20 protein-coding genes are annotated in these 22,375 nt (G+C 56.9%); 6 read left to right on the top strand and 14 right to left on the bottom strand.

The window, feature by feature from the left end; genetic code table 11:
• The first annotated feature begins 103 nt into the window (after window positions 1-103).
• Complete coding sequence (locus MKleb_RS20475) at window positions 104-1,300, top strand: ROK family transcriptional regulator (RefSeq protein ID WP_025106588.1); 1,197 nt, start codon at window positions 104-106, stop codon at window positions 1,298-1,300.
• A 73-nt stretch (window positions 1,301-1,373) separates the two neighbouring features.
• Entirely contained in the window at window positions 1,374-1,796 is a 423-nt protein-coding gene (locus MKleb_RS20480; protein ID WP_025106587.1) for a DoxX family protein, read from the top strand.
• 55 nt (window positions 1,797-1,851) lie between these two features.
• On the opposite strand, the gene glyA is transcribed toward MKleb_RS20480, so the two are convergent.
• Window positions 1,852-3,105 (bottom strand): serine hydroxymethyltransferase, encoded by a 1,254-nt coding sequence (gene glyA / locus MKleb_RS20485; RefSeq protein ID WP_009654385.1) that lies wholly within the window; start codon window positions 3,103-3,105, stop codon window positions 1,852-1,854.
• Between the two features lie 325 nt (window positions 3,106-3,430).
• Between glyA and hmpA the strand changes: the two genes are divergently transcribed.
• A complete protein-coding gene (gene hmpA / locus MKleb_RS20490) occupies window positions 3,431-4,621 on the top strand; it encodes an NO-inducible flavohemoprotein (protein ID WP_025106586.1) in 1,191 nt (396 codons plus the stop codon).
• Between the two features lie 58 nt (window positions 4,622-4,679).
• On the opposite strand, the gene glnB is transcribed toward hmpA, so the two are convergent.
• The 5 genes from glnB to purL all read right to left on the bottom strand — a co-directional run bounded on the left by glnB (window position 4,680) and on the right by purL (window position 13,012).
• Entirely contained in the window at window positions 4,680-5,018 is a 339-nt protein-coding gene (glnB, locus tag MKleb_RS20495; RefSeq protein ID WP_002914032.1) for a nitrogen regulatory protein P-II, read from the bottom strand.
• Between the two features lie 65 nt (window positions 5,019-5,083).
• Window positions 5,084-6,421 (bottom strand): two-component system response regulator GlrR, encoded by a 1,338-nt coding sequence (gene glrR, locus MKleb_RS20500; protein WP_014230390.1) that lies wholly within the window; start codon window positions 6,419-6,421, stop codon window positions 5,084-5,086.
• On the bottom strand, window positions 6,408-7,112 hold the full coding sequence (qseG, locus tag MKleb_RS20505) for a two-component system QseEF-associated lipoprotein QseG (protein ID WP_217076166.1): 705 nt from the start codon (window positions 7,110-7,112) through the stop codon (window positions 6,408-6,410). The genes glrR and qseG overlap by 14 nt, the downstream gene beginning before the upstream one ends.
• 13 nt (window positions 7,113-7,125) lie before the next feature.
• Entirely contained in the window at window positions 7,126-8,562 is a 1,437-nt protein-coding gene (locus MKleb_RS20510; RefSeq protein ID WP_025106584.1) for a sensor histidine kinase, read from the bottom strand.
• A gap of 562 nt (window positions 8,563-9,124) precedes the next feature.
• Entirely contained in the window at window positions 9,125-13,012 is a 3,888-nt protein-coding gene (purL, locus tag MKleb_RS20515) for a phosphoribosylformylglycinamidine synthase (RefSeq protein ID WP_025106583.1), read from the bottom strand.
• 174 nt (window positions 13,013-13,186) lie between these two features.
• On the opposite strand from purL, the gene mltF reads away from it, so the two are divergent.
• Window positions 13,187-14,803, top strand: a complete 1,617-nt coding sequence (mltF, locus tag MKleb_RS20520; RefSeq protein WP_014839219.1) for a membrane-bound lytic murein transglycosylase MltF — start codon at window positions 13,187-13,189, stop codon at window positions 14,801-14,803.
• Here mltF and tadA read toward each other — a convergent pair.
• Both tadA and yfhb read right to left on the bottom strand, forming a co-directional pair.
• Window positions 14,800-15,306 (bottom strand): tRNA adenosine(34) deaminase TadA, encoded by a 507-nt coding sequence (gene tadA, locus MKleb_RS20525; RefSeq protein WP_014230397.1) that lies wholly within the window; start codon window positions 15,304-15,306, stop codon window positions 14,800-14,802. The two genes, mltF and tadA, sit on opposite strands and share 4 nt — an antisense overlap.
• A 58-nt stretch (window positions 15,307-15,364) precedes the next feature.
• Window positions 15,365-16,000 carry a phosphatidylglycerophosphatase C gene (yfhb, locus tag MKleb_RS20530; protein ID WP_004853258.1) on the bottom strand — a complete coding sequence of 212 codons (636 nt, stop codon included), beginning with the start codon at window positions 15,998-16,000 and terminating at the stop codon, window positions 15,365-15,367.
• 209 nt (window positions 16,001-16,209) lie between these two features.
• On the opposite strand from yfhb, the gene MKleb_RS20535 reads away from it, so the two are divergent.
• Window positions 16,210-17,058: a MurR/RpiR family transcriptional regulator gene (locus MKleb_RS20535; protein WP_025106582.1), complete on the top strand. Its 849-nt coding sequence runs from the start codon at window positions 16,210-16,212 to the stop codon at window positions 17,056-17,058.
• A gap of 166 nt (window positions 17,059-17,224) precedes the next feature.
• Entirely contained in the window at window positions 17,225-17,485 is a 261-nt protein-coding gene (locus MKleb_RS20540; protein ID WP_004114478.1) for a YfhL family 4Fe-4S dicluster ferredoxin, read from the top strand.
• Between the two features lie 46 nt (window positions 17,486-17,531).
• Here the strand turns inward: MKleb_RS20540 and acpS are convergent, their stop codons facing one another.
• The 6 genes from acpS to lepB form a co-directional block, all read right to left on the bottom strand.
• On the bottom strand, window positions 17,532-17,912 hold the full coding sequence (acpS, locus tag MKleb_RS20545; RefSeq protein ID WP_014230399.1) for a holo-ACP synthase: 381 nt from the start codon (window positions 17,910-17,912) through the stop codon (window positions 17,532-17,534).
• The gene (pdxJ, locus tag MKleb_RS20550; protein WP_014839220.1) at window positions 17,912-18,643 is read right to left on the bottom strand and encodes a pyridoxine 5'-phosphate synthase; all 732 of its coding nucleotides are present in this window, start codon (window positions 18,641-18,643) and stop codon (window positions 17,912-17,914) included. Before pdxJ ends, acpS begins: the two co-directional genes overlap by 1 nt.
• An 11-nt stretch (window positions 18,644-18,654) precedes the next feature.
• Window positions 18,655-19,392 carry a DNA repair protein RecO gene (gene recO / locus MKleb_RS20555; protein ID WP_004853269.1) on the bottom strand — a complete coding sequence of 246 codons (738 nt, stop codon included), beginning with the start codon at window positions 19,390-19,392 and terminating at the stop codon, window positions 18,655-18,657.
• Window positions 19,393-19,590: 198 nt separating this feature from the next.
• On the bottom strand, window positions 19,591-20,496 hold the full coding sequence (era, locus tag MKleb_RS20560) for a GTPase Era (protein WP_004104571.1): 906 nt from the start codon (window positions 20,494-20,496) through the stop codon (window positions 19,591-19,593).
• Window positions 20,493-21,173, bottom strand: coding sequence for a ribonuclease III (gene rnc, locus MKleb_RS20565; RefSeq protein ID WP_004104573.1), 681 nt, complete (start codon window positions 21,171-21,173; stop codon window positions 20,493-20,495). The genes era and rnc overlap by 4 nt, the downstream gene beginning before the upstream one ends.
• Window positions 21,174-21,399: 226 nt before the next feature.
• Window positions 21,400-22,374, bottom strand: a complete 975-nt coding sequence (gene lepB / locus MKleb_RS20570) for a signal peptidase I (protein WP_025106581.1) — start codon at window positions 22,372-22,374, stop codon at window positions 21,400-21,402.
• Between the last annotated feature and the right edge of the window lies 1 nt (window position 22,375).

Genomic DNA, 22,375 nt, shown 5'->3' on the forward strand with positions numbered 1-22,375 from the left:
ACTAAACGAAATAAAGTAAAACTTGCTATGAGAGGAGTTTATATCGCCATTTAGCTGCTAAAATGCGCAACGCTCACGCAATATAGTTAAGGGAGTTAAGTGTATGCAGCGCACCGGTTTGAATAACGCCCGGGTCAGGCAGGCCAACAAATCTATTTTTCTCTCCCACCTCTGGCGGGAGAAACAGCTCAGTAAATCCCAGCTTTCCCAGCTCACCGGGCTCTCTATTCCGGCTGTGAGCAACATTCTTGCCGAACTGCTTAGCGAGGGATTGATCGGCCATTCCACGGAAAAAATGAGCAAGCGCGGCGTGAACAGCGGAAGCTACCAGATCCCCGAACACGGTGCCTGGACGCTATGCATGAATATCACGCCGACCAGCATTGAGTATCAGCTTGCCGATGCCCGACTGCTGGCGGTTGACGGCCACCAGCATTTGCCCATCGATGCCCCCACGCCGCAGGCCCTTCTGGAGGCCATCGTGGAATGCTGGCGAGGTATACACCGCCGCTACCCGCAGCACAGCATCAATCTCGCGCTTGGCGTTCATGGGCAGGTTGATCCGGTAACCGGGGTGTCACAAACCATGCCCCAGGCGCGCTGGAAAACGCCGATTGAAATAAAGTATCTGCTGGAGGAACAGCTCGGCGTGCAGGTGCGGGTGGATAATGACTGCGTGATGCTGGCGCTGGCGGAGAAGTGGCAGCATCAGGGTATACAGCCGGATTTTTGCGTGATTAACGTCGATTACGGTATCGGCTCGTCATTTGTGATTAACGATCAGATTTATCGAGGAAGCCTCTACGGCAGCGGGCAGATAGGACACACGATTGTGAATCCTGACGGCAAGGCCTGCGACTGCGGGAGATACGGTTGCCTCGAAACCGTAGCGTCCCTCAGCGCGTTGAAAAAGCAGGCGCGGATGTGGCTCAAAACGCAGCCGGAAGCGCAGCGCTCTCCCGAGCAATTAACCACGGCATCGCTCATTGAAGCCTGGGAACAGGGAGACGTGCATATTCGCGCATGGGTTGATAGCGCGGCCAACGCCATTGGCTTAAGCCTTTATAATTTCTTAAATATTTTGAATATTAATCAGATCTGGCTATACGGACGCAGCTGCGCCTTTGGCGAACAATGGCTGGAAAGTATCGTTAAACAAACCGGCTTTAATCCCTTTGACCACGGCGATACGCCGCGAGCGCACGCCACTCAAATCGGCTTTGGCAAACTGACCCGCGCCCAGCAGCTGATGGGGATCGGTTATCTGTACGTGGAGGAACAGCTGCAAACGCTGCGTTAATCGTCAGCGGACGTGGCGGAGCGCAAATTTGTGTATTACGTTTAAATCACACGTCTCTCATAACGAGCTGATTATGAACACTCTACGCTACTTTGACTTTGGCTCCTCCCGCTCTCTGCTGCTGCTGATTGCGCGTATCGCGGTGGTGGTGCTGTTTATTCTTTTCGGCTATCCCAAGCTGCTCGGCTTTAGCGGCACGGTGCAGTACATGGCCTCCTCCGGCGCGCCGATGCCAACGCTTGCGGCCATCATTGCCATTATTATGGAAGTGCCGGCGGCCATTTTAATTGTGCTGGGCTTTTTCACCCGCCCGCTGGCGGTGATCTTTATTTTTTATACCCTCGGTACCGCGGTGATTGGCCATCACTACTGGGATATGACCGGCGATGCGGTTCTGCCGAACATGATTAACTTCTGGAAAAACATCAGTATTGCCGGCGCCTTCCTGCTGCTGGCGATAACCGGTCCCGGAGCGATTTCGCTCGACCGCCGCTAATCAACAGACGCAAAAAAGGCCGCATCAGCGGCCTTTTTTATGTCAACGCTAACGCTTACGCATAAACCGGGAAGCGTGCGCAGATATCCAGCACTTTACCCTTCACGCGCTCAATGACCGCTTCGTCATTGATGTTGTCCAGCACGTCGCACATCCAGCCGGCCAGCTCTTTCACTTCCGCTTCTTTAAAGCCGCGACGGGTGACCGCCGGAGAACCGATACGGATGCCGGAGGTCACAAACGGGCTCTTCGGATCGTTCGGCACGCTGTTTTTGTTGACGGTGATGTTAGCACGGCCCAGCGCAGCGTCCGCTTCTTTACCGGTCAGGTTTTTATCGACCAGATCCAGCAGGAACAGGTGGTTTTCAGTGCCGCCGGAAACCACTTTGTAGCCGCGGTTCAGGAACACTTCTACCATTGCCTTCGCGTTTTTCGCTACCTGCTGCTGGTAAACTTTGAACTCCGGCTCCATCGCTTCTTTCAGCGCAACGGCTTTCGCCGCGATAACGTGCATCAGCGGGCCGCCCTGGGCGCTCGGGAATACGGCAGAGTTCAGTTTTTTGTACAGCTCTTCGCTGCCGCCTTTCGCCAGGATCAGGCCGCCGCGCGGACCGGCCAGGGTTTTGTGGGTAGTGGTGGTCACGACGTGAGCATGCGGAACCGGGTTCGGGTAAACGCCAGCGGCGATCAGACCGGCAACGTGGGCCATGTCGACGAACAGGTATGCGCCGATGCTGTCAGCGATTTCGCGCATTTTTGCCCAGTCAACCACGCCGGAATAAGCGGAGAAACCACCGATAATCATCTTCGGTTTATGTTCCTGAGCCTGCTTAGCCATGTCTTCATAGTCAATTTTACCGGACTCATCGATGCCGTAAGGAATGATGTTGTACAGTTTGCCGGAGAAGTTGACCGGGGAGCCGTGAGTCAGGTGACCACCCTGCGCCAGGTTCATACCCAGAACGGTATCGCCCGGCTGCAGCAGTGCAGTATAGACCGCGAAGTTAGCCTGGGAGCCGGAGTGCGGCTGCACGTTAGCGTAGTCAGCGCCGAACAGCTCTTTGGCGCGATCGATAGCCAGCTGCTCTACGATATCGACGTATTCACAGCCGCCGTAGTAGCGCTTGCCCGGATATCCTTCAGCGTATTTGTTGGTCAGCTGAGAGCCCTGCGCCTGCATAACGCGCGGGCTGGTGTAGTTTTCGGAGGCGATCAGTTCGATGTGCTCTTCCTGACGTACTTTTTCTTGCTCCATAGCCTGCCACAGTTCGGCATCATAATCGGCAATGTTCATTTCACGCTTTAACATCCGCATCTCCTGACTCAGCTAACAATAAAATTTCGGCCTAAAAAGGCGGTCCACCTGGACAACGGCCCACAGTATAACTGAATCATTCTGCGATAACAGGTCTTGACAAAGGATTTTACGCAAACGATTGGCTCCGCGTTACACAAGGCTTTGAGCAATAAAGCACCTTCGATTATCAACGGATTTCTTTTCAGGTTTGTGATGCAAATAATTCATGTTGTAACTGCCTTATGGGAAAGTGTTAAAGAACCATTTACAAAGCAGGGTTATTTTTATAAGATGCATTTTAAATGCATCATTAAGATAACCTATAAAGGAAGCTGCTATGCTCGACGCGCAAACCATCGCTACGGTGAAAGCCACCATCCCTCTGCTGGTTGAAACCGGTCCGAAACTGACCGCCCATTTTTACGACCGCATGTTTGCTCATAATCCCGAACTCAAAGAAATCTTTAATATGAGTAATCAGCGCAACGGCGACCAGCGCGAGGCGCTGTTCAACGCCATTGCCGCCTATGCCAGCAATCTTGAGAACCTGCCCGCCCTGCTGCCGGCGGTGGAAAAAATCGCCCAGAAGCACACCAGCTTCCAGATCCAGCCCGAGCAGTACAATATTGTCGGCACCCACCTGCTGGCCACCCTTGACGAGATGTTCAGCCCGGGTCAGGAAGTGCTGGATGCCTGGGGCAAGGCCTACGGCGTGCTGGCCAACGTCTTTATTAATCGTGAAGCGCAAATCTACAGCGAAAGCGCCAGTAAAACCGGCGGCTGGGAAGGCACCCGCGCGTTCCGCATCGTCAGAAAAACGCCGCGCAGCGCGCTGATTACCAGCTTTGAGTTTGAGCCGGTCGACGGCGGCGCGGTAGCGGAATATCATCCAGGCCAGTATCTGGCGGTCTGGCTGAAGCCGGAAGGCTTTCCGCATCAGGAAATTCGTCAGTACTCTTTGACCCGCAAACCCGACGGCAAAGGCTATCGCATTGCGGTTAAGCGTGAAAACGGCGGCCAGGTTTCAAACTGGCTGCATGATTCTGCGAAAGAAGGCGACGTGATTTACCTGGCCGCGCCGGCCGGCGATTTCTTCCTCAACGTGGCGCCGGAAACGCCGGTCACGCTGCTCTCCGGCGGCGTCGGTCAGACGCCGATGCTGGCGATGCTGGACACGCTGGCAAAAGCACAGCATCCGGCGCAGGTGAACTGGTTCCACGCGGCAGAGAATGGCGACGTGCACGCCTTCGCGGAGGAAGTGAAAGCGCTGGGTGAAACCCTGACGAAGTTTACTTCTCACGTCTGGTACCGCAGCCCGAGCGAAACGGACCGTGACGCCGGCGCGTTTGACAGCGAAGGTTTGATGGATTTATCGGCCCTGGCCGACAAGATCGGCGACCCGCAGATGCAGTTCTATCTCTGCGGCCCGGTGGCGTTTATGCAGTTTGCCGCGAAGCAGCTGGTAGATCTGGGCGTGAGCAGCGGCAACATTCATTACGAGTGCTTCGGCCCGCACAAGGTGCTGTAAACAGAGCGATGGATGCAGGCGGCCCGGAAATTATCGGGCCGCCATTCGGTTTGTCAGCTTAAATCGCCGCGTCGTCTTCTTCGCCGGTGCGGATACGAATCACGCGCGCGACATCAAAGACAAAGATCTTACCGTCGCCGATTTTGCCGGTCTGCGCCGTACGGATAATGGTATCCACGCAGGTGTCAACGATATCATCGGTGACAACGATTTCGATTTTCACTTTCGGCAGAAAATCGACCATATACTCCGCGCCGCGATACAGCTCGGTATGCCCCTTCTGGCGGCCAAAACCTTTCACTTCCGTTACCGTCATCCCGGTGATGCCGACTTCGGCCAGCGCTTCACGCACGTCATCCAGTTTGAAGGGTTTAATAATCGCATCAATCTTTTTCATGGTGTTCCTGTTTTAGTCGCGTAACCGGTTGCTAACCGTATCATAACTTGCGTCATCACACGGAGCTACTCTTTAAAGTCGTTAGCGTCGAGCTCGTGGCGCGACAGCAGCTTATAAAATTCGGTGCGGTTGCGCCCCGCCATCCGCGCCGCATGCGTGACGTTGCCTTTAGTGATTTGCAGCAGCTTGCGCAGGTAATTGAGCTCAAACTGATTCCGCGCCTCAACAAAGGTCGGCAGCGCGGTGTTTTCCCCTTCCAGCGCCTGCTCCACCAGGGCGTCGCTAATGACCGGCGAAGAGGTTAGCGCCACGCACTGCTCAATCACGTTCACCAGCTGGCGCACGTTGCCCGGCCATTTTGCGGCCATCAGCCGCTTCATCGCATCGGTGGAGAACGCGCGAACAAAGGGTTTGTGGCGATCGGCGGACTGGCGCAGCAGATGGTTCGCCAGCAGCGGAATATCTTCCGTACGCTCGGCCAGCGGCGGGATTTTCAGATTCACCACGTTGAGACGATAAAACAGATCTTCGCGAAACTCGCCGCGCGCCATGGCCTTCGGCAGGTCGCGATGGGTCGCAGAAATAATCCGCACATCAATGTCGATATCGCGGTTGCTGCCCAGCGGGCGCACTTTACGCTCCTGCAGGACGCGCAGCAGTTTAACCTGCAGCGCCACCGGCATATCGCCGATTTCATCAAGAAACAGGGTCCCACCTTCTGCAGCCTGGAATAGCCCCTCGCGATTGCTGACCGCGCCGGTAAAAGCGCCGCGGGCGTGGCCAAACAGCTCTGACTCCAGCAGCTGCTCGGGAAGCGCGCCGCAGTTAATGGCGACAAAAGGTTTATCGCGGCGCGGGCTGGCGTTATGAATTGCCTGGGCGACAATCTCCTTGCCGGTACCGCTCTGGCCGTTAATCAGTACGCTGACGTCCGACTGCGCCACCATCCCGGCCTGCTCCAGCAGACGCTCCATCAGCGGGCTGCGGGTCACAATCGCCTGGCGCCAGCGCTCATCGGTGGTGGGCGCGCTCTGCTCCAGCGCGTCATCAATCGCTTTATACAGAGCGTCTTTATCCACCGGCTTGGTGAGAAAGCTAAATACGCCCTGCTGGGTCGCGGCAACGGCGTCCGGAATGGAACCGTGCGCGGTGAGAATGATCACCGGCATTCCCGGCTGAACCTTCTGGATTTCGCTGAACAGCTGGAGGCCGTCCATCTCGTCCATCCGCAGGTCGCTGACTACCAGGTCGACTTTGTCACGGCTCAGGGTGCGCAGGGCCTCCGGCCCGCTCTCGGCGGTCAGTACGCTGTATCCTTCGCTGACAAGACGCATGCCCAGCAGCTTCAGCAGCCCCGGATCGTCGTCCACCAGCAGCAGGCGGGCGGGTTTACGGATCGTCATGAATCACCTCCGGGACCTTCTCGCCGCCGTGCCCGGCGTCCGGGCTGAAGTTCCCGCCGGGTTTACGGCTGGAGAGCTGGCGCTCGATGTCGGTGAGATTCTCCAGCTTGCGGGTCGTCAGTTCGAGCTGACTGCGAAGTTCAATTTCCTGATGACGCAGCGTCTCCAGCTCCGCATCGCTTGACTGCTGCAATTTGGCGTAGCGGGAGCGCTCCTCAATCAGCTGAAGCTGCCGGCCCTGGGCATCGCGCCAGAGCTGATAAAGCGGGCGAACCTGGGCGGCGATTTGCGGGCTGAAGGCATCCAGACTGGCCACCAGATCGCGACGTTCGTTGGGCGTAATTTTGGCATCGGCCAGTAAAATGCCGCGTTTAAAGGCATCCTGCCAGCTGTTGGCATCGTGCTGCCGGGCTTCAGCCCGCGCCTGTACCGGAGGAAGGCGATCCGCGCAGTCAATTCCCCGCAGCCAGTAAAGCGGGTTTTTATCACTGGCCTCGCTTTGCAGGCTCCAGATATCGGCGCACTCCACCGAAAGAAAATCGGCGACCTGATGCTGCGGCAGCGCGGAGAGCGTTTTGCCATCCGCGGCGTGTGGTGATGTAGAGGCGGAACATCCCGCCAGCGCCAGGCAGGACATGCCTGACAGCAGCCATCCCCTGAGGGGACGGACAAGTGCGAAGAAGTGGGACATATTCACCCGATAGTTATACGTTATTTTGTCCAGACTCGGCGACGGGGAGCGTGATACGAAAACAGATTAGCCCTGATTTATCATCAACCAGGCTCAGCTCGCCCTGCATTTGCCGTACGCAGTCGCGGGCAATGCTCAGCCCCAGACCGCTGCCTTTTACCGCCCCTTTACGCTGGTGGCTTCCCTGATAAAAAGGCTCAAAAATCATGTTTCTCTCTGCGGGCGGGATCGGCTCGCCGTCGTTAATGACGTCAATGCGCACCTGCTCGCCGTGCCGATAGCTATGAATGCGAATGTTACCGGATTCAGCACCATAGTGCACCGCATTGGAGTAGAGATTATCCAGGACGCTCACCAGCAGAGCGGGCTCCGCTTCGCATAAACGCTCGCTGAGCAACAGTTCGGTATGCATCATTTTAGCTCTTGCCGGCAGGCTATGGGCAGAAACCACATTTTCCACCAGTTCGGCCAGGTTTACCGTCTCGCGCGCAATCGGGCCATCGGCCTGTTTACGGTTGTAATCCAGCAGCTGCTCGATCAGCTTTTGCAGGTTGCGGCTGCTGTTATCGAGAATTTCAACGATCTCCTGCTGTTCGGGCGTCAGCGGCCCGGCCACCCGGTCGGCAAGCAGTTCCGTCCCTTCGCGCATGCTGGCCAGCGGCGTTTTCAGCTCATGGGAAAGATGGCGCAGGAACTGATGACGCTGGGATTCCAGCCAGGCAAGGCGTTCGCTCAGCCAGATAATGCGTTTACCGACGGAGCGCAGCTCGCGCGGACCGGTAAACAGCGCGGCGTCGTCCAGCGACTTCCCTTCCCCCAGTCGGTTGATCATTCTCTCAATGCCCTTCACCGGGCCGATAATCATGCGGGTGAACAGCAGCACCAGCGCCAGGCTGAGCAGGAACAGCACCAGCGCCTGCCAGCCGAAGAACTGCCCGCGCTCGGCGATTTCCTGCTGCAGCTGCTGCCCGCGCGAATAGACCACCGTTCGGGTTGCCTGCACCATATCGCTATTGGCCGAGGCAAACGCTTCCAGGCTGGCGGCTGACTTCGCCGCCGGACCGCTATTTTTACACTGCAGCTCGGCCAGATCGTCGAGATCCTGACGCAGCGCCTGCCAGATTTTCTCATCGGGCAGGACGCCCGCGTGAGCATCAAGCATTTCGCTGTAGCGTTGGCGCTGATTCTGGTAGACCCGCGCCAGCGTCGGATCGTCCAGCACGCAGTACTGACGGTAGCTACGTTCCATCTCCAGCGATGCGTTAATCATCGCTTCGCTGCGGCGGGCGTCGATAAGGGTAGTACGGTTGATATGCGCCGCCTGCGCGCTCAGCGCGTTGAGGCTTTGCCACGCCTGCCATGCCAGCACCAGCAGCGGCAGCAGGATCAGCACGAAGGATAGCGTGACCAGCTGGCGCAGCGAACGGGGGAAAAGGGAGAGTCGCTTCACGGATAGGGTCTCAATCATTAGCTCATGACGATGCTAACCGAGGACGCAATAAACATCTACGCCGGAAATAATAAAGCCAGGCTACAGGAGCCTGGCTTTATTAAGAAATGAGGCGGTGCCTTACTCGACGTTTCGCCCGATGACTGATAAAGCAGAGCTGTTATCAGGAGTTGGACGGCAGGCACCTGTTTGTGCGTCATTCGAAGTTTATGTAGCGCGTCCCGAAGGGGCTGACATAAGAAGGTGAATGAGCCACTGGTTATAATTATGCACGAACTATGCCACATCTCAAAACATTTTATTAACACAATGAAATATAATACCTTTTTACTATTCATGGGCATGAATGATGATGGTCGGTTTTCGCGCAAAGTGTCGCTGATTAGCAACACCGGATGAATGGTTTAGCAATGCTATTATAAATCAATATCTTAAGTGTCACCTTTTGACGACACCGCTATAGCGCGTTTGTCGGCGATCCCCGACACCTGCTGTCGATACGCCTCACCAATAAAAAAGCCCCCTGCGCGGGCAGGAGGCTTAATGCGATTTGTGAGCGGTTTTAGCCCAGCTGTTTACGCGCGTTGCGGAAAATACGCATCCACGGGCTGTCTTCGCCCCAGTTTTCCGGATGCCAGGAGTTCGACACGGTGCGGAACACGCGTTCCGGGTGTGGCATCATGATGGTCGCGCGCCCGCTTTCGCTGGTCACCGCGGTGATACCGTTCGGCGAACCGTTCGGGTTAGCCGGATAGTTTTCCGTCACCTTACCGACGTTGTCGACGAAGCGCAGCGCCACCAGGCCTTTGCTTTCCAACTGCGCCAGATGCGCGCCATCGCGGACTTCCACCTGTCCTTCACCGTGAGATACGGCAATCGGCATCATTGACCCCACCATCCCCTGCAGCAGCAGCGACGGGCTCTGGGTCACTTCAACCAGGCTGAAGCGGGCTTCAAAGCGGTCCGACTGGTTACGCACAAAGCGCGGCCACAGCTCGCTGCCCGGGATCAGCTCGCGCAGGTTAGACATCATCTGGCAGCCGTTGCATACGCCCAGCGCCAGGGTTTGCGGACGATGGAAGAAGGTGGCAAATTCGTCGCGAACCCGCTCATTGAACAGGATCGATTTCGCCCAGCCCTCACCCGCGCCTAAAACGTCACCGTAGGAGAAGCCGCCGCAGGCCACCAGCACCTGGAAGTCAGCAAGACCGGTACGCCCCGCCAGCAGGTCGCTCATGTGCACGTCGATGGCATCAAAGCCCGCGCGATGAAACGCCGCGGCCATTTCGACATGGGAGTTCACGCCCTGCTCGCGCAGCACCGCAACCTTCGGACGCGCGCCGGTGGCAATATAAGGCGCAGCGATATCCTCATTGATATCGAAGGAGAGCTTCACGTTGAGGCCCGGATCGGCATCGTTGGCTTTCGCCTCGTGCTCCTGGTCGGCGCACTCCGGGTTATCGCGCAGACGCTGCATTTGCCAGGTGGTTTCTGCCCACCACATGCGCAGCGTTGTGCGGCTTTCGCTGAATACCGGGTGACCGTCGGCCTCGATGATAAAGCGATCGCCCGTCGTGGCCTGGCCAAGATAGTGAACGCAATCCGCCAGACCATGAGCGGCCAGCAGCGCTTCCACCGCCTGGCGGTCGGCGGCACGAACCTGAATCACCCCGCCAAGCTCTTCGTTAAACAGCGCGGCCAGACGATCCTCGCCGAGCGCGGCGATATCAACCTTGACGCCGCAGTGGCCGGTAAAGGCCATCTCGGCCAGCGTGACCAGCAGACCGCCGTCAGACCGGTCGTGCCACGCCAGCAGCTTCCCTTCGGCCACCAGCGCCTGCATTGCGTCCCAGAAGCCTTTCAGCTGCGCGACATCGCGCACGTCGGCGGTCACATCGCCAAGCTGACGATAAACCTGCGCCAGCGCGGTCGCACCCAGCGCATTGTTCCCCTTGCCTAAATCAATCAGCAGCAGGGCGTTGTCTTCGGTCGCGAGCTGTGGGGTGACGGTACGGCGTACGTCTTCCACGCGAGCAAAGGCGGAAATCACCAGCGACAGCGGAGAGGTCATCTCGCGCTGTTCAGCGCCTTCCTGCCAGCGGGTTTTCATCGACATGGAGTCTTTACCCACCGGAATGGTCAGTCCCAGGGCCGGACAGAGCTCTTCGCCAACCGCTTTTACCGCTTCATATAAACCGGCGTCTTCGCCCGGGTGACCGGCTGCGGCCATCCAGTTTGCCGACAGCTTCACGCGATTGAGCGCGCCAATCTGCGTCGCCGCGATGTTGGTCAGCGCCTCGCCGACCGCCAGTCGGGCGGAAGCGGCAAAGTCCAGCAGCGCCACCGGCGCGCGCTCGCCAATAGACATGGCTTCGCCATAGTAGCTGTCGAGACTGGCGGTGGTCACCGCGCAGTTAGCCACCGGGATCTGCCACGGACCCACCATCTGATCGCGCGCCACCATACCGGTGACGGTACGGTCGCCGATGGTGACGAGGAAGGTTTTCTCCGCCACGGTCGGCAGGTGCAGCACGCGATTCACCGCGTCGGCAATAGTGATTCCCTGGCGTTCCAGACTCTGGCCCTGGGCTTTGAGCGTCTGCACGTCGCGGGTCATTTTCGGCGTTTTGCCCAGCAGCACGTCAAGCGGCAGGTCGATCGGGCGATCGTCAAAGTGAGTATCGTCGAGGCTCAGATGCAGCGCTTCGGTCGCTTCGCCAATCACCGCATACGGCGCGCGTTCGCGGCGGCACAGCTCATCAAACAGCGGCAGCTGCTCCGGCGCGACCGCCAGCACATAACGTTCCTGCGATTCGTTACACCAGATCTCCAGCGGGCTCATGCCCGGCTCATCGCTGAGGATATCGCGCAGCTGGAATTTACCGCCGCGTCCGCCGTCGCTGACCAGTTCAGGCATCGCGTTCGACAGACCGCCGGCGCCGACGTCGTGGATAAACAGAATCGGGTTGGCGTCGCCCAGCTGCCAGCAGCGGTCGATAACTTCCTGGCAACGACGTTCCATTTCCGGGTTGTCGCGCTGTACGGAGGCGAAATCGAGATCGGCATCGGACTGGCCGGAAGCCATTGAAGAGGCCGCGCCGCCGCCAAGACCGATGTTCATCGCCGGACCGCCGAGAACAATCAGCTTCGCGCCGACGACGATCTCGCCCTTCTGCACGTGTTCGCCGCGAATGTTGCCGATACCGCCCGCCAGCATAATGGGCTTGTGATAGCCGCGCAGCTCTTCGCCGTTGTGGCTGCTCACTTTCTCTTCATAGGTACGGAAGTAACCGTTGAGCGCCGGACGACCAAATTCGTTGTTAAACGCCGCGCCGCCCAGCGGGCCTTCGGTCATGATATCCAGCGCGGTGACGATACGCTCCGGCTTACCGAAATCCTCTTCCCACGGCTGCTCAAACCCCGGAATACGCAGGTTGGAAACCGAGAAGCCCACCAGACCCGCTTTCGGCTTCGCGCCGCGCCCGGTGGCGCCTTCATCGCGAATTTCGCCGCCGGAACCGGTCGCCGCGCCCGGCCACGGAGAGATCGCCGTCGGGTGGTTATGGGTTTCGACCTTCATCAGAATATGCGCGTCTTCCTGGTGGAAGTCGTAGCGGCCGGTTTCGTGGTCGGCGAAGTAGCGCCCCACGGCTGAACCTTCCATTACCGCGGCGTTGTCTTTATAAGCAGACAGCACGTAGTCCGGGGTTTTCTCGAAGGTGTTTTTGATCATTTTAAACAGCGACTTCGGCTGCTTTTCGCCATCAATGACCCAGTCGGCGTTAAAAATCTTGTGTCGGCAGTGCTCGGAGTTAGCCTGCGCGAACATATAGAGTTCGATATCGTTCGGGTTGCGCCCCAGCTTCTGGAAAGCATCCTGCAAATAGTCGATTTCATCATCCGCCAGCGCCAGCCCCAGACGGAGGTTGGCGTCAATCAGCGCCTGACGGCCCAGGCCCAGCAGATCAACGCTGGTGACCGGGGTTGGCTGATGGTGGGCGAAGAGTTTTTCACCCTCTTCCAGCGCGCCGAAGACGCTTTCCATCATGCGGTCATGCAGTTCGGCCGCCACCTGCGACCACTGTTCGTCATTCAGGCTGCTCGCTTCGACGTAATACGCCACGCCGCGCTCCAGGCGCAAAACCTGTGACAGGCCGCAGTTATGGGCGATGTCGGTAGCTTTAGAAGACCAGGGAGAGATGGTGCCGGGACGGGGGGTAACGAGCAGTAGCTTGCCGGTCGGGGTATGGCTGCTTAAGTTCGGGCCATACTTGAGCAATCTTGCCAGGCTCTCGCGATCGTCGCCGCTGAGCGGGGCGCTGAGGTCGGCAAAATGAACGTACTCGGCATAAAGGGTGCTGACCGGAAGGTTGGCCGCCTGGAAACGTGCCAGCAGTTTATTGATACGGAATGCCGACAGTGCAGGTGAACCACGCAAAATTTCCATCATAAGTCTCTCGTCTTCGAAGCTTTCATGGTGAGCCAGGGGGGAAACGGGCGCCATTATAGTGAATCCTGCGCCCCGACGAAACCGTTTGCGTAGAAATAAAATGATTGCCGGGGTTTATCAATTAATGTGACTCATCTCGCGAATAAGTTGCCAACTGGCGCATTCTTAAGCAAAATGCCGCTCATTCCAGGACAACCTTTTACTTTTTCTGGTCATAATCTGCTGAGGAACGCGAAGCTGCAGAAGATTAACTATCTGAAAAAACTAAAGATTAATTATCTGCTCATCGGCATTGTGACCCTCCTGCTGGCGGCTGCCCTGTGGCCGTCTCTCCCGTGGATGGGAAAACCAGAAAACCGCGTGGCGGGGATCATGGCGCGCGGAGAACTGCGAATCAGCACCATTAATTCGCCGATGACCTTCGCGACCATCAATGACAAGACCTATGGTTTTGATTATGAGCTGGCGCAGCAGTTTGCCGACTACCTCGGCGTCGAGCTCAAAGTCACCGTCAGGCAGAATATCAGCCAGCTATTCGACGACCTCGATGAAGGCAAAGCCGACATGCTGGCAGCCGGGCTGGTCTACAACTCCGAGCGGGTGAAAAACTATCAGGTCGGGCCGACCTACTATTCCGTTTCGCAACAGCTGGTGTATCGCAAAGGCAACCTGCGTCCGCGCACCCTGGCAAACATCACCGCCGCGCAGCTGGCCATCGCTCCCGGACACGTGGCGATTAACGATCTCCAGGCATTGAAAAAGCAAAAATATCCCGACCTTGAGTGGCACGTGGACGATAAGCGAGGCACGACGGCGCTGATGCAGGCGGTTATCGATGGCAAACTCGACTATACCGTCGCTGATTCGGTCGCCGTCAGTCTGTTCCAGCGCGTTCACCCGGAGCTGGCCGTCGCCCTCGATATCAGCGACGAACAGCCGGTCACCTGGTTTAGCGAAAAAGGTGAGGATAATTCCCTGCCGGCGGCAATGCTCGATTTCTTCAATAACATTAACGAAGATGGCACCCTGGCGAGGCTGGAGGAGAAATACCTCGGCCACGGCAACGATTTTGACTACGTTGACACCCGCACCTTCCTGCGCGCCGTGGAGAGCGTCCTCCCTGACCTGCAGCCGATGTTTGAAAAATACGCCCGACAGATAGACTGGCGGCTGCTGGCGGCTATCTCATGGCAGGAATCGCACTGGGATCCGCAGGCCACCTCTCCGACGGGCGTTCGCGGGATAATGATGCTGACCCGCAATACGGCGCAAAGCCTGGGCCTGACCGATCGTACCGACGCCGAGCAAAGCCTCGACGGCGGCATGCGTTATTTACAGGACATGATGAATAAAGTGCCGGAGTCGGTCCCACAGGACGAGCGCATCTGGTTTGCGCTGGCGGCTTATAATATGGGCTACGCGCACATGCTTGACGCGATGGCGCTGACCAAAAAGCAGAAAGGCAACCCGAATAGCTGGGCGGATGTGAAGCAGCGTCTGCCGCTGCTAAGCCAGAAAAACTACTACAGCCGACTGAAGTACGGCTTTGCACGCGGGCACGAAGCCTACGCCTACGTCGAAAATATCCGCAAATATCATATCAGCCTCGTGGGCTATCTCTCTGAAAAAGAGAAAAAAGACGCGCAGATGGCGGCCTTAGGTGAACACTATCCGGCGGTCATGCCGGATGAGCTGGATAAAGAAGAGCAGTACACCAGGTCCTTTTTTAACTTTCGCGCCGAAACGCTGGTCGATAACGCAAAATTAAAAATCCCCGGAATGGGGCATTAATCTTGCGCCTGTTGGCCAGCTCGCTTTAGCGCTTTTTTCTCTTCCCGCCGCCAGCGGAAGAAATCGCTCAGCATGCCGGAACAGGCCTCCGCCATAACACCTTCCGCTATTTCTACCCGATGGTTCATGCCCGGATGATGCAGCACATCAATCAGCGACCCTGCGGCGCCGGTTTTCGCATCCCTGGCGCCAAACACCAGCCGGGAAATACGGCTATGCACCATTGCGCCGGCGCACATCACGCAGGGCTCGAGAGTAACGTACAGCGTTGCGTCAATCAGGCGATAGTTTTGCAACACCAGCCCGCCCTGACGCAGCGCCATAATCTCGGCGTGCGCGGTGGGATCGTGGCGGCCGATGGGCCGGTTCCAGCCCTCGCCGATGACCTGATGATTATGCACCAGCACGGCGCCGACCGGCACCTCGCCCTCTTCCCAGGCGCGTTTGGCCAGCGTCAGGGCGTGACGCATCCAGTATTCATCATTTAATTCATGGTCAGACAAAGCGGGCACTCCTGCAGAAAAGCGGGGCGCATTATACATGGGCGCTATGTATTACACACTATTCTAACTGCTGAAGATCGCCCTGCGGCGTTACCCGCCAGCGGTGCTGGCAAAAAGAGAGCAGCGGGTTGTCCTGCTCGCTGTCGCTGTAGCCGCTATACAAGCGCAGCGGTGCGCCGATCTTTTGTTCCAGCTGCGTCACTTTTTCATTACCGAGACAGCGCAGGGTTAACCCCCAGCCGCCGTAGCGTCGCTCCATTCGGCTGGCGATCAGATTCACCCGCGGCAGCCAGGCGGTATCAAAATAGACCTGTTCAACCAGCGACTGCGGCGAACCGGTGATCAGCCAGACGTCAGCGTCCGTGCTGGTCAGATAATGTTTAAGCCGCGCCTGAACAACCGGGAATGCCGTGACGTGCTGGCGAAACCAGCGAACAAAATTGGCCTCCAGGCGTTTAAGCTGCTGCTCGCTGCGTCCAAAGGTTGATGCCCAGAGCAGCAGGCTCATCGGCCAGCGCGCGGCGCGACCGTATAACATCAGTCCGGCCGCGATAACCGGCAATAAAGGAAGCAGCAGCAGCGCGTTCAGCGGCTGATGGCGCAGGGCATAGCGCAAAAAGCTGCCGAACATATCCTGCTGATGCAAGGTTCCATCCAGATCAAAGAAAACCACTCTCCGCGTGCTGCTATTCAAAACCCACTCCCCTGAACGATCGCATGATAACCAATAGCTTAACAGCCTTACGTCGCCAATAGCGAAAACATACGCTGCTGTTGAATCCGTATTAAGAAAACGTCTTTGCCGAGAAATCTTAGGCACAGAATTTTTAATTCGCGATAATCCTCTTATAATCGAATACAAAATTCTTTCAGCCGAGGGTGAAGCTGTCCTCCGGAGCCGCTATGAACTGTTTGACCCGTATTCGCCAGCGCTATCCGACGTTGGCCGCAAGCGATAAAAAACTGGCCGATTTCATTCTGGCTCAACCGGATCAAACCCGCCACCTCAGCTCGCAGCAGCTGGCGGGCGAAGCCGGCGTCAGCCAGTCAAGCGTAGTGAAATTTGCGCAGAAGATGGGGTTCAAAGGCTTCCCGGCGTTAAAGCTGGCGTTGAGCGAAGCCCTGGCAAGTGCGCCGACTCCGCAATCCGTACCGGTGCATAACCAGATTCGCGGCGACGATCCCCTGCGCCTGGTTGGCGAAAAGCTGATTAAAGATAACGTCGCGGCCATGCACGCCTCGCTGGACGTCAACACCGAAGAGAAGCTGCTGGAAGCCGTCACGCTGTTGCGCCACGCCCGTCGGGTCATCATTACCGGCATCGGCGCGTCGGGCCTGGTGGCGAGAAACTTTAGCTGGAAGCTGATGAAAATCGGTATTAACGCGGTATCAGAACAGGATATGCACGCCCTGCTGGCGACGGTACAGGCGATGTCTTCGGACGATCTGCTGCTGGCCATCTCCTATTCCGGTGAACGACGCGAGATCAATATGGCGGCCGGTGAAGCGCTGCGGGTAGGAAGCCAGATCCTGGCGATCACCGGCTTTAACCCCAACGCGCTTCAGCAGCAGGCAACGCTGTGCCTGTACACCATTGCGGAAGAGCAGGCCACGCGTAGCGCTGCGATCTCCTCCACCAGCGCGCAAATGATGTTGACCGATCTTCTGTTTATGGGGCTGGTGCAGCAGGATCTTGAGCACGCTCCGGAGCGGATTCGCCATAGCGAAGCGCTGGTGAAAAAGCTGGTGTAACCCCGGGTGCCCTGCCCGCTGTCAAAAGCACACACTCTCTTATTGGCTCAGGCCGGGCAAAATTTCTCCGCTGCGGATGGTCGCACCGCGGTTGAAAAGAGCTGGCCCGGGCGAAAAATGGGCGTATAATGCCCGCCCTGTTTGTGTTGTTTCTGAGAATTTCCTGATGGCGCTGTTAATCACCAAAAAATGCATCAACTGCGATATGTGCGAGCCGGAGTGCCCGAATGAGGCGATATCCATGGGTGATAGCATTTATGAAATTAACAGCGATCGCTGCACCGAATGCGTTGGCCACTATGATACGCCGACCTGCCAGAAGGTGTGCCCGATCCCAAATACCATTCTGAAAGATCCGGCCCATAACGAAAATGAAGAGCAGCTGTGGGATAAGTTTGTCCTGCTGCACCACGCGGACAAACTGTGATATTGCCGGATGGCGGCGTTAACCGACCTCTCCGGCCTGTAACACTCTAGCTTTCGATAATCACCGTGGCGCAGGCATAGTGACGCTCGTCGGCCAGCGTCACGTGAATGCTGCTTACGCCCATGCGCTCGGCCAGACTTTTCGCTTCGCCCCACAATCGCAGCTTTGGCTTACCCAGCTCGTCGTTGTAAACCTCAAACTGATTAAACGCCAGCCCATTGCGGATGCCGGTACCAAGCGCCTTGGCCGCCGCTTCTTTAACGGCAAAACGCTTGGCCAGAAAACGGACCGGCTGCTGATGCTGTTCCCATATCGCCCACTCGCTATCGCTCAGGACGCGACGCGCCAGACGATCGCCGCTGCGGGCAATTACCGCTTCAATACGGGCAATTTCTACAATATCAGTACCCAGTCCGAGAATGGCCATCAGGCGCGCGCTTCCTGCATCAAGCGCTTCATTTCCGCCACCGCCTCTTTCAGGCCGCTCATCACCGCACGGCCAATAATCGCGTGGCCGATGTTCAGCTCGTGCATTTCCGGCAGCGCGGCAATGGCCTTCACGTTATGGTAGGTCAAACCGTGACCGGCATTAACCTTCAGCCCCAGGCTGGCGGCATAGGTCGCCGCTTTGGCAATACGCTCCAGCTCTTTTGCCTGCTCAGCGTCAGTTTGCGCATCAGCGTAGCATCCGGTGTGAATTTCGATATAAGGCGCGCCAACGTCCGCTGCCGCCTTAATTTGCGCGTTGTCCGCGTCAATAAACAGCGAAACCAGGATACCGGCATCGGCAAGGCGTTTACAGGCGTCGCGCATTTTGTCGATCTGGCCCGCCACGTCCAGTCCACCTTCGGTGGTCACTTCCTGACGTTTTTCCGGCACCAGGCAGCAAAAATGGGGCTGAGTCTCACAGGCAATCTTCAGCATCTCTTCCGTCACCGCCATCTCAAGGTTCATGCGGGTATCCAGCGTCTGGCGCAAAATACGGACATCGCGATCGGTAATATGGCGACGATCTTCGCGCAGATGGACGGTAATACCGTCAGCGCCGGCCTGCTCGGCGATAAAGGCCGCCTGTACCGGATCCGGATAAGCGGTACCGCGAGCGTTGCGTAATGTCGCAATGTGGTCAATATTGACCCCCAACAGTAATTCAGCCATGACAATCCTCGTTAATCGTTATTTGTTTTATCGGCTCGCGCTGCCCGCGCGGGCAAAAACTGACGAAAAAGCTCGCGACTTTTTAGCGGCTTCCCGCCCAGATAGGGCTTCAGGGCGATACGGGTGAAACGCTTTGCCGCGCGCAGCGCATCGCTGTCCGGAAATTCACGGCTCGCCAGCGCCTTAAGATGGTGCCCGGTAAAGGTGTTGTTATCAATAACCACGCTGGCGATAAAGCCTTTTTCTTCACGGTAGCGATAGGTCATTGCGTCGTCAACCGCTTCTCCGCTGCCGGCGCAGTGCAGGAAATCCACGCCATATCCCAGATGCCCCAGCAGCGCCAGTTCAAAACGCCGTAGCGCCGGTTCCGGCGAGCCGCTTGCGCCAGCCAGAGACTGGATACAGTGCAAATAATCGAAGAAGAGTTCGGAAAAGCGCGTTTCATGCTCAAGCACGCGAGAGAGAAGTTCGTTGACGTAAAGGCCGCTGTAGAGCGTGATGCCGCTGAGAGGGAGCGCCAGCGAGACGGCTTCCGCGCTGCGCAGCGTTTTGACTTCGCCGCGCCCGCCAAAGCGAAGCAGTAAGGGAGTAAAAGGCTGAAGCGCGCCTTTGAGGTTCGAACGTTTGGAACGTGCGCCTTTAGCCACAAGGCGCACGCGGCCGGATTCTTCCGTGAAGACGTCCAGCATCAGGCTGGTTTCGCTCCAGGGACGGCTATGCAGTACGAAAGCGCGTTGCCAGCCTTCCATCATACTCGTCGTCTTTCAAGCCGCAGGTGCGTTGGCTGCGCCCACTCACCCCAGTCACTTACTGAAGTAAGCTTCCGGGGACTCGCGGTCTTGCCGCGTGACTCAGCCTCTGGCCTCGCTCCTTCGCAGCCAGCGCAAGCGCTGTTCAAAACACTTTGTGTTTTGTCCTGCACCTCGAAAGCCATAGAGTATCCAAACTTAGAGATCGTCGCCGTAACCGAGACTGCGCAGCGCGCGTTCGTCATCAGCCCAGCCGGACTTCACTTTCACCCACAGCTCGAGGTGAACCGGTGCTTCAAACATATCCTGCATGTCTTTACGCGCTTCGATACCGATGGTTTTGATTTTGGCCCCTTTGTTGCCAATCACCATCTTCTTCTGCCCTTCACGCTCAACCAGAATCAGACCGTTGATATCGTAGCCGCCGCGCTCGTTGGTTACAAAACGTTCGATTTCCACGGTAACGGAATACGGCAGTTCAGCGCCGAGGAAACGCATCAGCTTTTCACGAATGATCTCGGAAGCCATAAAGCGCTGAGAGCGGTCGGTGATGTAATCTTCCGGGAAGTGATGAATCGCTTCCGGCAGATGCTTACGCACGATACCGGCGATGGTATCAACGTTCAGCCCCGTTTCCGCGGAAATCGGCACGATATCAAGGAAGTTCATCTGGCTGCCAAGGAACTGCAGGTGCGGCAGAAGATCGGCTTTTTCCTGTACGTTATCGACTTTGTTGACCGCCAGAATCACCGGCGCTTTACCATCGCGCAGTTTGTTGAGCACCATCTCGTCGTCCGGCGTCCAGCGGGTACCTTCAACGACGAAAATAACCAGCTCTACGTCGCCAATGGAGCTGCTTGCCGCTTTGTTCATCAGACGGTTAATCGCGCGTTTTTCTTCCATATGCAGGCCCGGGGTATCGACGTAGATCGCCTGATACGGACCTTCAGTATGAATACCAACGATGCGGTGACGCGTCGTCTGCGCTTTTCGGGAAGTGATCGAGATCTTCTGCCCGAGCAGCTTGTTCAGCAATGTGGATTTGCCCACGTTTGGACGACCAACGATGGCAATAAATCCGCAGTAGTTCTTTTCTTCGCTCATTCCAGCTCCAGCTTTTTCAGCGCCTGTTCGGCGGCAGCCTGCTCCGCCTTGCGACGGCTAGAACCCGTGCCAACCACCGGTTCACTCAGGCCGCTAACCTGGCAGTGGATAGTAAATTCCTGATCGTGCGCTTCACCGCGAACCTGTACCACCAGGTAAGACGGCAGCGGCAGATGGCGCCCCTGCAGATACTCCTGCAAGCGCGTCTTCGGATCTTTTTGCTTGTCACCCGGGCTGATTTCATCCAGACGACTCTGGTACCAGGAGAGAATAAGGCGCTCAACGTTCTGAATATCGCTGTCGAGGAAAATCCCGCCGATTAACGCTTCAACGGTGTCCGCCAGTATAGATTCACGGCGAAAGCCCCCGCTTTTCAGTTCACCCGGCCCAAGACGCAGACATTCACCTAATTCGAACTCGCGGGCAATTTCTGCCAGCGTGTTGCCTCGTACCAGGGTCGCGCGCATGCGGCTCATATCGCCTTCGTCTACCCGAGGGAAACGATGATAGAGCGCGTTCGCGATCACAAAGCTCAATATTGAGTCGCCTAAAAACTCCAGGCGCTCATTATGTTTGCTGCTGGCACTGCGGTGAGTTAATGCCTGTTGCAACAGCTCCTGATGATGAAAAGTGTAGCCCAGCTTCCGTTGAAGCCGATTAATTACGATGGGGTTCATGCGTTACCAATAGATGAATGCGTCAAAAATGCAGCACACGAAACCGACCTGAGTAAAAACCAACGCGGTTTCGTGTGCTGTGTCAATCTTACGAGAGACAACCTAAAACTTCGGGGGGATATTCTATACGCAACGACAAGGGATGTCGTTAGTTTGAATAGATTTAAATTTTAAATAATTCACGCTGCCGTTATTGCGTCGGCAGCGTGAATAAAGCAGGAAAAATTTACTGGATACCACCGATACGCGATAAACGTACGCCGGTAGGCCATTCGCCTTCCTGTTTTTCGAAACTCATCCAGATTGCGGTTGCTTTACCCACCAGATTCGCTTCCGGCACAAAGCCCCAATAACGGCTATCGGCGCTGTTATCGCGGTTGTCACCCATCATAAAATACTGCCCCGGCGGGACAATCCAGGTCGCCAGCGGCAGACCGGACTGATGGTAATACATCCCCACCTGGTCCTGAGCAATCGGTACGGTCAATATACGGTGCGTCACTTCGCCCAGCGTCTCTTTACGTTCGGTCAGACGGATGCCATCGGCTTTCGTCTCGCCTTTCGGCAGTTGCCAGAAACCGCTGGTCGCTTCGCCGCCGTTGCTGCGGGAGAAGGTCTGTACGAAATCACTCGGCTCAACGTTGGAGTAAGTGACCGGCAGCGCGTTGCCGCAGGCCTGGCCAGAACTACAGCCCGGCTGGATAGTGACCTGCTTGGCAATCGGATCGTAAGTCACTTTATCACCCGGTAAACCGACCGCACGCTTGATATAATCCAGGCGCGGATCTTGCGGATATTTAAAGACGACAATATCGCCGCGCTTCGGATGTCCGGTTTCGATCAGCGTCTTCTGGTAAATCGGATCTTTAATGCCGTAGGCAAACTTCTCAACCAGAATAAAATCGCCGATCAGCAGCGTCGGCATCATCGATCCGGAGGGGATCTGGAAGGGCTCATAAATGAATGAGCGAACCACCAGCACAATCGCCAGTACCGGGAAGATTGACGCGCCGGTTTCCAGCCAGCCCGGTTTCGGGCCGACCTTTTTCAGCGTTTTCTTGTCCAACTGGTCGCCGGTCGCCGCCTGCGCAGCGGCCTGACTTTCGCGACGTTTTGGCGCAAAGATAAACTTATCCAGGCACCACAACAGACCCGTCACCACAGTAGCGATGACCAGGATCAGGGCAAACATGTTCGCCATG

It is taken from the genome of Klebsiella sp. PL-2018 (assembly GCF_019048985.1).
Lineage (GTDB): Bacteria > Pseudomonadota > Gammaproteobacteria > Enterobacterales > Enterobacteriaceae > Klebsiella > Klebsiella michiganensis.